The organism is Massilia sp. H6 (assembly GCF_024802625.1).
In the GTDB taxonomy this organism is placed as follows: domain Bacteria; phylum Pseudomonadota; class Gammaproteobacteria; order Burkholderiales; family Burkholderiaceae_D; genus Telluria.
Genome location: NZ_CP103371.1, coordinates 1,867,892 through 1,881,696, shown reverse-complemented (window position 1 = coordinate 1,881,696; position 13,805 = coordinate 1,867,892). Strand labels below are relative to the sequence as shown.

General features: G+C 64.6%; 9 protein-coding genes and 1 tRNA gene. 6 read left to right on the top strand and 4 right to left on the bottom strand.

Annotated features, from left to right (window positions below):
* Positions 1-55 precede the first annotated feature (55 nt).
* Positions 56-1,252 carry a S8 family peptidase gene (locus NRS07_RS08350; protein ID WP_259212461.1) on the bottom strand — a complete coding sequence of 399 codons (1,197 nt, stop codon included), beginning with the start codon at positions 1,250-1,252 and terminating at the stop codon, positions 56-58.
* Positions 1,253-1,596: 344 nt separating this feature from the next.
* Between NRS07_RS08350 and NRS07_RS08345 the strand changes: the two genes are divergently transcribed.
* On the top strand, positions 1,597-1,896 hold the full coding sequence (locus NRS07_RS08345) for a type II toxin-antitoxin system Phd/YefM family antitoxin (RefSeq protein WP_259212460.1): 300 nt from the start codon (positions 1,597-1,599) through the stop codon (positions 1,894-1,896).
* A complete protein-coding gene (locus NRS07_RS08340) occupies positions 1,871-2,128 on the top strand; it encodes a Txe/YoeB family addiction module toxin (RefSeq protein ID WP_259212459.1) in 258 nt (85 codons plus the stop codon). Before NRS07_RS08345 ends, NRS07_RS08340 begins: the two co-directional genes overlap by 26 nt.
* Before the next feature lie 301 nt (positions 2,129-2,429).
* Here NRS07_RS08340 and NRS07_RS08335 read toward each other — a convergent pair.
* From NRS07_RS08335 to NRS07_RS08325, 3 genes are all read right to left on the bottom strand, one after another.
* Positions 2,430-2,519, bottom strand: a tRNA-Ser gene (locus tag NRS07_RS08335).
* A 67-nt stretch (positions 2,520-2,586) separates the two neighbouring features.
* A complete protein-coding gene (locus tag NRS07_RS08330; RefSeq protein WP_259212458.1) occupies positions 2,587-4,665 on the bottom strand; it encodes a bifunctional diguanylate cyclase/phosphodiesterase in 2,079 nt (692 codons plus the stop codon).
* Positions 4,658-5,845 carry an EAL and HDOD domain-containing protein gene (locus tag NRS07_RS08325; RefSeq protein ID WP_259212455.1) on the bottom strand — a complete coding sequence of 396 codons (1,188 nt, stop codon included), beginning with the start codon at positions 5,843-5,845 and terminating at the stop codon, positions 4,658-4,660. Before NRS07_RS08325 ends, NRS07_RS08330 begins: the two co-directional genes overlap by 8 nt.
* A gap of 390 nt (positions 5,846-6,235) precedes the next feature.
* Between NRS07_RS08325 and NRS07_RS08320 the strand changes: the two genes are divergently transcribed.
* The 4 genes from NRS07_RS08320 to NRS07_RS08305 all read left to right on the top strand — a co-directional run bounded on the left by NRS07_RS08320 (position 6,236) and on the right by NRS07_RS08305 (position 13,769).
* Positions 6,236-8,302, top strand: a complete 2,067-nt coding sequence (locus NRS07_RS08320; RefSeq protein ID WP_259212453.1) for a carbon starvation CstA family protein — start codon at positions 6,236-6,238, stop codon at positions 8,300-8,302.
* On the top strand, positions 8,302-8,508 hold the full coding sequence (locus NRS07_RS08315; RefSeq protein ID WP_259212450.1) for a YbdD/YjiX family protein: 207 nt from the start codon (positions 8,302-8,304) through the stop codon (positions 8,506-8,508). Before NRS07_RS08320 ends, NRS07_RS08315 begins: the two co-directional genes overlap by 1 nt.
* A gap of 163 nt (positions 8,509-8,671) precedes the next feature.
* Entirely contained in the window at positions 8,672-11,554 is a 2,883-nt protein-coding gene (locus NRS07_RS08310; RefSeq protein WP_259212448.1) for a response regulator, read from the top strand.
* Between the two features lies 1 nt (position 11,555).
* Positions 11,556-13,769 carry a bifunctional diguanylate cyclase/phosphodiesterase gene (locus NRS07_RS08305; RefSeq protein ID WP_259212446.1) on the top strand — a complete coding sequence of 738 codons (2,214 nt, stop codon included), beginning with the start codon at positions 11,556-11,558 and terminating at the stop codon, positions 13,767-13,769.
* The last annotated feature ends 36 nt before the right edge of the window (positions 13,770-13,805 follow it).

Below are 13,805 nucleotides of genomic sequence, written 5' to 3'. Positions count from 1 at the left end.
AGGATGCAACAAGAAAAGGACGCCGAAGCGCCCTTTCCTGCCGCCCAAACGGCGGTTAATTACCGCAGCCGAGCGAGGCGATCCGGTCGCGCGCAGCTTTTGCCTGGACCAGGCCGTAACCATACCTGGTATCGCGGCCGGCGCTGCCGAGGTCTTGCGCGCTCTTGCCGAGCGTGCTGCGGATCTGCGCGGCGCTACAGGACGGGTAATAGCTCCAGACCAGAGCCGCGACGGCCGCCACGTGCGGGGTCGCCATCGAAGTGCCGCTCTTGTAACCGTACTTACCCTTGCTCACCGGAATGGTCGAATAGACGCTGACGCCAGGCCCGACCAGTTCGACCTGGCTGTTGTACTGCGAGAAGCTGGCCCGTTGCTTGTACTCGTCGACGGCGCCTACCGACACCACGCTGCTGTAGCTGGCCGGATAGGACAGCGACGAATTGCCCGCATTGCCAGCCGCGGCAATGCTCAAGATGTTGGCGCTGGCCAGGGTGGCAAAGGCATTCGATTCAGTCGTGCTCGAGCCCGAGCCGCCAAGCGACATGCTGATGATGTTGGCCCCCGCCGCCCGGCACTTGTTGGCCGCGCTGGCCAGGTCGGACGAATAGGCCCAGCCGCTGGCGCTGAACACTTTTACGATGTGCAACTGAAGGCGGCGATTGGCATTGACGCCCACCACGCCCACGCCGCTGTTATTGATGGCGGCGATGGTACCGGCCACGTGGGTACCATGGCTGTTTTCATCGGTGTACCAGTTGCCGGTGCCCGCATCGTAGTCGCCGGTGTGGACATTGCCCGACAAGTCTTCGTGCGCGCGGTCGTAGCCGGAATCGATAATGCAGACCTTGCGGTTGCCGGTGTTGATATCGCTGAGCAGGTCGGCCTGGACTTGCTTGATGCCGTAGGGTACGGCCTGGCCGGTGGCGTAAGGATTGCCGGTCGATGGCGTGGTCAGGGCAATCGCATAGCGTTTGTGGTCTTCTTCGATGTAATCGACGTTCGGGTTGTTCTCCAGACCCTTTAAAGCCGACCGTGGCACTTCCATCGCGACGGCATCGGTGCCGAAGATCTCCTTTTTCACCGTGGCGTTCGCGCCCGCAGCGACCGACTTCAGCGCCATTTTCGCACCCGGCTTGAACGCCACGATGACACGGGTAGTGTCGGCGGGCGCGGCGCTGGCCGTGCTGCACAGGATACTGGCAGCGGCGGCAATTACCCCCATGCGAAGATGATTCGCAACTTGCTTGGTCATCTGATTCTCCGAAAAATAGAACATATGGAAATGCCGCGCTTTGTCCTGTCGCGTGCACCCGGTCCTTGAGCGCTGGCCAGCTTCCCGAAGGCTCAGCTAGTGTAGATAGGGCAACTGAATTTTGACAATCCAGCGTTTCTGATAGGTATTCTCGGGGTGGAAATATCGCGCTTGTTGAACTTGGCTCAACGACGATTCGAAAGAATCATGTATGTATTGCAGGCTCGCTTGCGCCGTACCCAGACAACACCACACTACACATGTACAATTTATCGTACAGGTTGCAGTTTTCGAGTCGCAACACGCCCATGCACCTGAATTTGTAATTCAAACCGGAGTGACGAATGAGAATCATCAACTTTTCTGATGCTCGCAACAGCCTTCGGACCGTCATCGACCAGGTAGTCGCGGATGCCGACGTCACCGTTATCTCGCGCCGCGATGCACCAGATGCGGTGGTCATGTCCTTCGATTACTACAGCGGCCTGATGGAGACTGTCCACCTGTTGAGTTCGCCGGCAAACGCGGCGCATTTGGCGAAATCCATCGCGCAGGCTCGCTCGGGTCAGGCCAAGCACCGCGAGTTAATCGACGTTTCCGACGCTGGGGACCCGCAACATGCGCAACTTGACGTTCACGGATGAGGCTTGGGAAAGCTACGTCTATTGGCTAACGCAAGACAAAAAGACGCTCAGACGCATTAACGATCTGATCAAGGATGCCAAACGAGATCCGTTCGCCGGGATTGGCAAGCCTGAAGCCTTGAAGCACAGCCTCAGTGGCTGCTGGTCGAGGCGGATCGACGAGACCAACCGTCTTGTCTATGAGGTGAGGGAGGACGAGTTGATTATGCTCTCCTGCTGTTATTACTACTGAGAAGGCAGAGTCGGAGAGGGTTGGGCTTGAAGAAATCGCCCAGCCCTTTGAATCTCACACGTAGGGCGCGCAGGCGCCCTGCTGATCGCCTTGTTGCGGAAAATCGGTAAAGGCTGATTAGTATGGACGCAGCGCGCCCCTGGCGCGCATGCTGCCCGCGTGGCGGGCAGCAGATGGGCGATTCGGAGAGGGCTGGGCGGGTACGCCCAGCCCTTCGAATCTCACACGCAGGGCGCGCAGGCGCCCTGCTCGCTTCCGCCAGGAAACAAAAAACCGCCTCGTGGGCGGTTATTTTGTTTCCTGGCGGAAGCGGTGAGATTCGAACTCACGAACGGGTTCCCCCGTCGGCAGTTTTCAAGACTGCTGCCTTCAACCACTCGGCCACGCTTCCTTGCAGAACCGGCATTATACATAAACCATCACGAAGCAGGACAAATCCGCGGGCGCGTCTCCAGGCCTTAGACCACCAGCAACCAGTTCTCGCGCAGGCTGCGCTCGAAATCAAACGCCGGTACCGGCTTGCTGTACAAATAGCCCTGCACCTCGTCGCAGCCGGCCGCGCGCAGAAAGTCCAGTTGCGCCAGCGTCTCGACCCCTTCCGCGATCACCCGCAGATTCAGCTGGCGCGCCATGCTGATGATGGTACCGGCAATGGCGCAGTCGCTCGGGTCCGACGGAATGCCGGTGGTGAACGAGCGGTCGATCTTCAGGGTGTGGATCGGGAAGCGCTTCAGGTACGACAGGCTCGAGTAACCGGTGCCGAAATCGTCCAGCGACAGCGACACGCCCAGCTCCGTGATGCGGTCCATGATGGTGGTCACGCGCTCGAAGTCGTGCATCAGCGTGCTTTCGGTGATCTCGAGCTCGAGCCAGGAAGCGTCGAGCTGGTAGCGCATCAGCGTGTCGGCCACGCGGGCCGGTAGCGTGGGGGTGAATTCGCGCGCCGATACGTTCACGGCCAGACGCAGCGGCGGCACGCCGGCGCGTTGCCAGATCGCGGCCTGGGCGCAGGCCTGCTCCAGCACCCACTCGCCCACCTGCACGATCAGGCCCGTGGATTCGGCCAGCGGAATGAATTCGCCCGGGGGCACCAGGCCGCGCACCGGGTGCAGCCAGCGCACCAGCGCTTCGGCGCCGACGATGCGCCCGCTGCCGATCTCGAACTTCGGCTGGTAGTACAGGATCAGTTCACCGTTACCCAACCCATGGCGCAGGTCGGACTCGATGCGCATGCGCTCCTGCATGCCCTGGTTCATGTCCTGGCTGTAGAAGGCTACGCTGCGGTCCGGATTGTCGGCGGCCTGCTTGGCGCGTTCCATCGCGATGTCGGCCAGGCCAAGCAGGGCCTCGGCATCGCTGCCGTCCTGCGGATAGACGCTGATGCCGATGCTGGCGCCCACGCGCAGGTCGTGGCCGCCGATCATGAAGGGTGCGTCGAGCGAAGCTTGCAGTTTTTGCGCCACCGTGGTGGCCTCGAAGTGCTGGCGGATGTCGAACAGGCCGACCGCGAATTCGTCGCCGGACAGGCGCGCCACCACGTCCTCGTCGCGCAGCGTGCCGCGCAGGCGCTGGGCCACTTCGCGCAGCAGCTCGTCGCCGATGCGGCGGCCCAGGGTGTCGTTGATGCGCTTGAAGCGGTTCAGGTCGACGAACAGCACGCAGCCGGCGGCTTCGTTGCGCTGGGCGACCATCAGGGCCTGGTCGACCAGGCGTGCGAACAGGGTGCGGTTCGGCAGGCCGGTCAGTTCGTCGTAATAGGCCAGGTGATGCAACTGTTCTTCGGCCTGCTTGCGTTCGGTAATGTCGGTGAGATAGGCAATCAGGCCGATCGGGCGCTCGGCCAGGTCGCGCAGCAGCGACAGCGACAGGCTGGCCCAGAATACCTCGCCCGACTTCTTGCGGCGCTTTACTTCCATCATGCGCCCGCCCTGCTCGGCGAACACATCCTGAAAGCCTTCGTCTTCGTCGGCGTACAAGAACAGGATATTGCGGCCGACCGCTTCCAGCGCGGTATAGCCGAACAGGGTTTCGGCGCCCTGGTTCCAGCTGGTGATATAGCCCATCTGGTCCATCGTCAGCACCGACTCGTGAATCTGGTCGAGGATCTGCGACTGGTGCGCCAGCTGCGCCTCCATCTGTGCATAGGCGTGGGTAGAGCGCTGGGCCAGCGCATGCACCTGCATCAGCGACGCGGTCAGCTGGGCCAGTCCGGCCAGCAGCTGGGCGTCGCGGGCCGAATAACCGGGGCGCCCGGCCACTTCGTAGACGCCGAACTGCTCCGACACGCCAGCGACCACCTGGCGCAGCGCCGGGATGGCGCTGTCTGGTTCGGCCGCGCCGGCGTCCGGCAAAAAGCGTCCATGGGGGCTCGCCAGCATGGCCGACGCAATGCGCCCCAGCGCCTCGTGCAGCACAGGACCGCGCAGGCGCAGCACCGCATCGCAAACGGCGTTCGACGCGCCGACAAAGTCGACCGGTTCAGCCACTGGTTCGGCGACCGGTTCGTCGACCGGAGCGAGCGCGTGCAGCTCAGACATTGCGGCCCACCTGGATCGCCCATTGATAGGCATTGAGCTGGCTGCTCCACCAGTCGGCGGGGGCGATGCCGGCCGCGGCCAGATCGCCCCCCGAGGGATGGGATTCGGTCATGCGCAGCCAGGCGCCGAGCTTGCCGCTGCGCGCGAGCAGCGCGCCGGCGACATGCGGCGGCAAGTTCAGGTCGGCGACGATCTCGTCCATCGGCATGTGCAGCAGCCGGTCGAGCAGCGAGAAGACGCCGGTCATGAAGGCCAGGTCGCCATCGTCGCGTTGGCCGCCATCGATTCTGCTCAGTGCTTCGAGCTGCGCGCCACGGCGCGCGGCCAGCGGCAGCAGCAGGTTCGGCAAGCCGTCCGGCTGCTGGCGTGCGTAGAGCAGCAGTTGCAGCCAGCGCTGCAACTGGCGGCGCCCGAGCAGCGTAATGGCCTGGTTAAAACTGGTGATCTGGGTATTGACGGCGAACGCGGCCGAATTGACCAGCTTGAGCAGGTGGAACGACAGGGTCGGGTCTTGCTTGAGCTGCAGTTCGAGCTCGCGCGAATCGGCGTCGCGCGAAAGCAGGCCAAGCAGTGCCAGGATGCGGCGGCGCGAGCTGCCATCTTGCGTGTCGTTGCCGGCCAGCGCCGGATCGTACGGATAGTCGCCGCTGAACCAGTCGAAGCCGGCGGCTGCACAGTCGCTCAAGCGTCGCGCACTGTCGACGCGGCGCGCCAGGTGCGGTCCGAACAGCGCCACCAGGCGGCCGGCCGCCGGCGCGTCCAGGCCGCAGTCGCGGGCACTGCTGCGCAGTGCGGTCGGCAGGATCACGTCAGGCGACATCGCCCCGTCGAGCCAGATACGGTAACCGGTTTCGTGCAGCTCGGCCAGGCGGCGCCGCACGCCGTCCTCGCCCAGCGCGCTGGCCGCCACGACAAAGCCGATGCGGCCGGGCGGCAACATTGCCAGCACCGGGGGGGTCAATGGCGACGGATCGTCGAGCATCAGGAGAGCGTCGAGCGGTGCGATCGCAGCGAGCATGTCGGGGGTGCCAAATACGGCCTGGAGCGACTGCGGCAGGCAATGGGACAAACCGGGTTCGCTGTCTTGTATGCGCAGGCACAGGGCGACCCATTCGTTCTGCCCATTGGCGACCGGATCGACTGCTACCAGCGGAAATGGGTGGGGGTCCAGCTCGGACATCGTTGCGACTCTCTGTAATATTCAGTCAATCTTATTGCACCGTTTATCGGAAAGCAACACCTTTTGTTTCCATGCGGACACACTTTTGGGTGTTGCCGCCAGATATTTGTTCGAATTCATCAATTTTATGGGCCCGCCGCCAGCACGAAGAGCGTTTGCCTCGGCTCCCGATCCCTCGTTCGCCCTGGCTGGCGAGCACCTTCTGTACGTCGGTAACGCCGCTGACAGCGTGGATACCACGACGCAGCGTTCGCGTATTGATGCGTACATGGTGTTACTCCGGCACCAAGCGTCGCGCGACGCTGTCAAAAAATCGCTGGGCCGCATGGCAAGCAGATGCACCGCGATGCCGGTGCCAAGCGGCTAACCATCGATCGCCGGAGGCGCACCATGAAACGAATCTCGAGCATGCTCGGCTGGCTTGCGCTGGCGGTTGCCGGCGCCTTTTCGCTCGGTTACATCGCGGTCAAGCGCGGTGAGACCATCAACGCGATCTGGATCGTTGCCGCCGCCGTCTGCGTGTACCTGATTGCCTACCGTTTCTACAGCCGTTTCATTGCCTACCGGGCGCTCGGGCTGGATGCTACGCGCCAGACCCCGGCCTACAAGTACAACGATGGCCTCGATTATGTTCCGACCAACAAGTATGTGCTGTTCGGCCACCATTTCGCCGCCATTGCCGGGGCTGGCCCCCTGGTCGGCCCCGTGCTGGCGGCGCAGATGGGCTATCTGCCGAGTATGATGTGGATCCTGGCTGGCGTCGTGTTCGCCGGCGCCGTCCAGGACTTCATCGTGCTGTTCATGTCCACGCGCCGCGACGGCCGTTCGCTCGGCGACCTGATCAAGTCAGAGATGGGCGAGGTCCCGGGCCTGATTGCGCTGCTTGGCGCCTTCATGATCATGGTAATCATCCTGGCGGTGCTGGCGCTGATCGTGGTAAAGGCGCTCACCGGCTCGCCCTGGGGCACCTTCACCGTCATGGCGACCATCCCGATCGCGCTGTTCATGGGCCTGTATTCCCGCTTCGTACGGGTCGGACGCATCGGTGAAATTTCGATCATCGGCTTCGTGCTGCTGATGCTGGCCATCGTCGGCGGCCAGTGGGTGCACGACTCGCCCACCCTGGGTCCGATGTTCACCTTTACCGGCACCGAACTGACCTGGATGCTGATCGGTTACGGCTTCGTGGCCTCGGTGATCCCGGTGTGGCTGCTGCTGGCGCCGCGCGACTACCTGTCCACCTTCCTGAAGATCGGCACCATCATGGCGCTGGCGATCGGCATCCTGATCGTCGCCCCGGACCTGCGCATGCCGGCCATTACCAAGTTCATCGACGGCTCCGGCCCGGTCTGGTCGGGCAGCATGTTCCCCTTCCTGTTCATCACCATTGCCTGCGGCGCCGTGTCGGGCTTCCACGCGCTGATCTCCTCGGGCACGACGCCCAAGATGATCGAGAACGAAATCCATGCCCGGCTGATCGGCTATGGTGGCATGCTGATGGAATCGTTCGTCGCCATCATGGCACTGGTGGCCGCAGCGACCATCGACCCGGGCATCTACTTCGCCATGAACAGTCCGGCCGCCGTGCTGGGCAGCACGGCGCAGTCGGCCGCCGCGGCCGTGTCGCAGATGGGCTTCGTGATCACCCCCGCTACGCTGGAGCAGATGGCCCGGGACGTCGGCGAGCACACCATCATCTCGCGCGCCGGCGGCGCACCGACCCTGGCCGTGGGCATGGCCCACATCCTGTCGAACGTAATTGGCGGCCAGGCCATGATGGCCTTCTGGTATCACTTCGCGATCCTGTTCGAGGCGCTGTTCATCCTGACCGCCGTGGATGCCGGCACCCGCGCCGGCCGCTTCATGCTGCAAGACCTGCTGGGTGCGTTTTCCCCTTCGCTCAAGCGCACCGAATCATTGCCGGCCAACTTGCTGGCCACCGGCCTGTGCGTTGCGGCCTGGGGTTATTTCTTGTATCAGGGCGTGATCGATCCGCTCGGTGGCATCAACACCTTGTGGCCGCTGTTCGGCATCGCCAACCAGATGCTGGCCGGTATCGCGCTGATGCTGGGCACCTGCGTGCTCTACAAAATGAAGCGAGAGAAATATGCCTGGGTCACGGTCGTGCCGACCTTGTGGCTGCTTGCCTGCACCCTGAGCGCTGGCTGGCTCAAGATCTTTGACGACAACCCGAAGGTCGGCTTCCTGGCGCACGCCGACCGGTTCCGCGAGGCGCACGACGCCGGCACCTTGCTGGCACCGGCCACCTCGCTCGGCCAGATGGAACGCGTTATTTTCAACGACTATGTCAACGCGACGCTGGCAGGCTTGTTCATGTTCGTGGTGCTGGCGGTACTGTTCTACGGCATCCGTACCGTGCTGGCTTCGCGCTCGACCCTGGGCCCGACCGCCAAGGAAACCCCCTACGTCGCCATGTCCAAGCCGCAGGTGCCGTGATGTTCAGCGACTTGCTCGACGCCGGCGTGCAGGCCGGCAAATATCTCGGACAAAGCATGCGCCTGATGGTCGGGCTGCCCGAATACGACACCTACCTGGCCCATATGGAACATACCCATCCAGACCAGACGCCGATGAGCTACCACGAGTTCTTCCGCGAGCGGCAAGAGGCCAGGTATGGGGGCAGTCGGGCGACTTGCTGTTGAGGTCTTCAAGGCCTGGACTCCCCCGCATCCCTGCGCCTTGACCTCCCTCAACGCCCCCCTCCTCCCTTGTCCGTATATTTTTTTCTTGCGGGAATTTGCATTCCGCAAAGGAGGTTCTGTTTCGTCCGAAGCAGGACCGCTCCGCCGTGCCTGCGGGATCAGTATGCCGAACTTCGAGCGCTCCAGCCTGAACCAGAAGCTGACCATCATCTCGCTGCTCTCGACCGCGACCGCGCTGCTGTGCGTGTTCGTCGCGTTTGCCGGCACCTCGGTGGCCAAGCATCGGAAGGACGAGGCCATGCAGATGGCCACCTTTGCCAAGGTAATCGGAGCTACCAGCGCCGACGACCTGGTGCTGCGCGATCGCAAGCGCGCAGCGGCGGCCCTCGCCGCGCTCGGGGCCAAGCGCGATATCTCGTCGGCCGTCCTGTACGACCGGCACGGCCAGCCCTTCGCCTGGCACCCGGCGAACGGTGCCTCCGAGCCGGAGGCGCTATCTGGCATCGACGACGCCGCGCTGGCCGCCGCCACCCAGAGCCAGCGCCAGCGCCCGGTGTCGCGCACCATGCGCCTGTACCAGCCGGTGCTCGACGGCGAACTGCAGGTTGGCGTGATCATGATCGAGACCGACCTGGTCGCCGCCTGGATCGATCTCCTGGCAGGACTGGCGGTGATGGGCCTGGCCATGCTGGCCTCGCTGCTGGTGTCGATCGCGATGGCGGGCCGCTTCAAGCGCGCCATCGCCGAGCCGGTGACAAAGCTGATCCAGGCCGCGCAGAAGGTCTCCACCAGCCAGAACTACAGCCTGCGCATCGCCCACCAGCGCACCGACGAGCTGGGGCAGCTGATCGACAGCTTCAATACCATGATGGCCCAGATCGAAGACCGCGGCGCGGCGCTGCTGCACCACCGTGACGAGCTGGAACGCCAGGTCGGCGTGCGCACCGAGCAGCTGGAAAAAGCCAAGAACGCCGCCGAAGCCGCCAGCCGTGCCAAGAGCGCTTTTCTGGCCACCATGAGCCACGAGATCCGCACCCCGATGAACGGAGTGCTGGGGATGACCGAAATGCTGCTGGCGACCGGCCTCAGCGAGACCCAGCGCAACTACACCACACTGGTCAAGCGCTCGGGCGAGCACCTGCTGGTGATCATCAACGACATTCTCGACTTTTCAAAGATCGAAGCGGGCAAGCTGACCATCGAGTACATCAACTTCAACCTGTGGGACCTGCTGGACGACATCCATAACGTCTATACCCCGCAGGCGGCCACCAAGGGAATCGGCTTCGACTTCGACATCGCCAACGATATTCCGGTGGCGATCTGCGGCGACCCGAACCGGCTGCGCCAGATCATGGCCAACCTGCTGGGCAATGCCATCAAGTTCACCGACCAGGGCCGCATCCTGGCGCGGGTGCGCGTGGCCAGCGAAGATGCGCAGTCGGTCATGCTGCGCTTTGAAGTGCACGATACCGGCATCGGCATCTCGCGCGAAGCGCGCGCGCGCCTGTTCGAAGCTTTCTCGCAGGCCGACGACTCGACCACCCGGCGCTATGGCGGTACCGGCCTGGGCCTGGCCATTTCCAAGCAGCTGGTAGAGCTCATGAAAGGCGCCATCGGCGTCGACAATGCGCCGACGCGCGGCTCGATCTTCTGGTTCTCGCTAAGCTTCGACAAGCGCCGCGTCGATCCCGACGCCCCAGGCCATTGCCAGCATACGCTGGAGAGCATGCGCGTGCTGATCGTCGACGAAGATCCGAGCAGCCGCATCGAGGTAGTCCAGCAGCTGCAGGCCTGGCGCGCAACGGCCGAAGGCGCGGCCAGCGCGGCGGCGGCCTACGAGCTGCTGGTCGGCGCGGCCAAGGCCGGCCGGCCCTACGACGCCGCGGTGCTCGACATGGAACTGACGCATACCAGCGGCCTCGCACTGGCGGCCTCGGTCAAGGCCGATGCGGCGGCGCGCGTCACCCACCTGGTGCTGGTCAGCCCCGAACGGCTGGCGGCCGACCCGGTGCAGCGGCGCGCCGCCGGCGTGGCTTACCAGCTGGTCAAGCCGGCGCGCGGCGCCGACCTGTATGCCTGCCTCGCCGCCTGCGCGGCACGCCTGCACGCGCCGGCGGCCCCGCCCCTGGCAAATGCACCAGCGCCGGCCGCACAACCCGAGCGGGCCAGCGCCGTGGCCGCTGCCTGCCACGCCCCGGGCAAGGCCGGCGCGGCGGCGCCGCCGCTCCAGCGCGCACGCGCACGGCGCGTGCTGCTGGCCGAGGACAACCCGGTGAATGTCGAAGTGGCGAAAGCGATGCTGGAAAGCCTGGGCATGGAGGCGCACTGCGCCCGTAACGGCCAGGAAGCGTTGCGGGCCGTGCAAGACGGCAGCTGGGATGCGGTGCTGATGGATTGCCAGATGCCGGTCATGGACGGCTTTGCCGCCACCGCAGCGATCCGGCGCCACGAACGCGAAGCCGGCCGGGCGCGAACGTTGCCGGTGATCGCGATCACTGCCAACGCCCTGCAGGGCGACCGCGAGGCCTGCCTCGCCGCCGGCATGGACGACTACCTGTCCAAGCCCTTCACCCAGCAGCAACTAGCCGCCGTCATCGGACGCTGGCTCGCGGTGCCGCTGGCGGCCAGCACCCACCACAAGGACGTCGCGCCACGGCTGCCGCCAGAGACAGTTGCGGTGATCCAGCGCGAAGCGGTCAATTGCGCGGCGCTCGAGAACATCCGCGCCCTGAGCCGCGATGGCGGCGACGCGCTGGTGCAGAAGGTGATTGCGGCCTATGTCGGCGACACCCCGAGCCACCTGGCGCGGCTGCGCCACGCGGTCACGGGCATGGATGCCGGCAGCGTGCGCCGCGTTGCCCACGGCCTGAAATCGTCAAGCGCCAACATTGGCGCGGCGCGCCTGGCGATGCTGTGCAAAGAACTCGAACAGCTCGGGCGCGCCGATACCGTGATCGGCGCCGACCGCATCCTGGCCGACATGGAGCACGAATTCCAGTCGGTACGCCATTCGCTTCACGCCATGCTTGAAAAGGAAACCTGAGATGCGAACCTCCTCTCCCATGAAGCGTGGAACGGTGCTGGTCGCGGACGACGACCCGGTGATGCGCTTGCTGATGCTCGAGATGCTGGCCCAGGTCGGACTCGATGCGATCGAGGCCGCCGATGGCGCGGCGGCGGTCGAACTGGCGGCGCAGCGCGCGCCCGACCTGATCCTGATGGACGTCGAGATGCCGCGCATGGACGGCTTCGCCGCCTGCGAGGCCATTCGCCGCAACGAGGCGGCCGGGGTGGGCAATGCGGCCGCCGATGGCGCCTGCGTGCCAATCGTGATGGTCACCGGCGGCGACGACCTGGAAGCGGTGACGCGCGCCTACGAGATGGGCGCCACCGATTTCATCTCCAAGCCGATCAACTGGCCAATCCTTGGGCACCGCGTGCTGTACGTGCTGCGCGCGAGCGACGCGATCGCGCGCCTGCGCATCGCCGACGCCCAGAACCGCGCGGTGCTGGCGGCAATTCCCGATACTTTCTTCCGGCTCGATGGCGACGGCTTCTACCTCGACTACGAACCGGGCCAGGACAAGCCGGGCCGCGGCCGCAGGGCCGCGCGCTCGCAGCCCCAGGCCTGCGTCGGCAAGCATATCGGCGACGTGCTGCCGACCGAGATCGCCGCGCGCATGCTCGAACAGATGCGCGCCGTGCTCACCACCCGCCAGGTGCGCTCGGTCGAATATGCACTGGAACACTGCGGCGAAACCCAGCACTTCGAGGCAAGGCTGGTGGCCACCAGCGCCTCGCAGGTGCTCGGCCTGGTACGCGACATCAGCGAACGCAAGCGCGCCGAAGAGCAGATCCGGCGCCTCGCATACTGCGACAGCCTGACCGGCATCCCGAACCGCCAGGCCTTTTTGGAAACGCTCGAGCGTGAATTGCAGCGCTCCAAGGTCGGCAACCGCAAGTTCGCGGTGCTGTTCATGGACCTCGACGCCTTCAAGCGCATCAACGATACGCTGGGCCACGACGTTGGCGACGCGCTGCTCAAGATGGTGTCCGATCGCCTGCGCGAGACCACCCGTCCGAGCGACCTGGTTTCGCGCGGCGACGGCGCAAGCAGCAGCGCCGCCAACGCACCGCCCAGCCAAGCCCCGGATAACACGGCCAACCTGGCGCGTCTGGGTGGCGACGAATTCACTATCCTGATTCCCGACCTGGAGCGGGTCGAACATGCGCTGAACGTGGCGCACCGGGTCAAGGAAGCCATGCGCAGGCCCTTCCTTATCGATAGCAACGAGATTTTCGTCACCGCCAGCATCGGTATCTCGCTGTTCCCCGAAGACGGCGACGATTGCGGCTCGCTCCTGAAATTTGCCGACACCGCGATGTACCACGCCAAGAACTGCGGAAAGAATAATGCGAAGCTGTACAGTTCTTCGCTGACGATGCAGATCATGAGCCATGTGAAGCTCGAAGTCGGCCTGCGCAAGGCGTTGCAGAACGACGAACTGTACCTGGTCTACCAGCCGCAGCGCGACGTGCGCACCTCGGAAATCGTCGGAGTCGAGGCACTGGTGCGCTGGCGCCATCCCGAACGCGGGCTGGTGCCGCCGACCGAATTCATTCCGCTGGCCGAAGAGACCGGCCTGATCGTCCCGATCGGCGAATGGGTGCTGCGTACCGCCTGCCGCCAGGCGCGCACCTGGCAGCACCACGGGCTACGCACGCTGCGCATGGCGGTGAATCTCTCGGCCCGCCAGTTCAAGGACGAGAATTTGTCGCAGATGGTGCACTCGGCCCTGCTCGAGGCCGGACTGGAACCGCGCCTGCTGGAACTGGAGCTGACCGAAGGCACGCTGATGGACGATGCGCGCGCCACCCTGGCCACGCTGGAACGGCTGCGCAGCATCGGCGTCTACCTGTCGATCGACGATTTCGGCACCGGCTATTCGTCGATGAACTACCTCAAGCGCTTCGACGTGCGGGCCCTGAAGATCGACCGCAGCTTCATCAATGGCCTGCCGCAGGACTCCGAGAACGCCGCCATCACGCGTGCCATCATCGCGATGGCGCATGGGCTCAAGATGGTGGTGGTGGCCGAGGGTGTCGAGACCGGGGAGCAGCTGCTGATGCTCGAACAGTATGGGTGCGACATGGTCCAAGGTTATTTTCTGGGCCACCCATCCAGCGCCGACGACATCAGCGGGCTGCTACGCACACCGCTGGTGCTGCCGGAGCGGCTGGCGCTGCCGGTCAAATAGCTGGCTCGCGCAGCAGGCAAAGTCGCTCGCACGCGG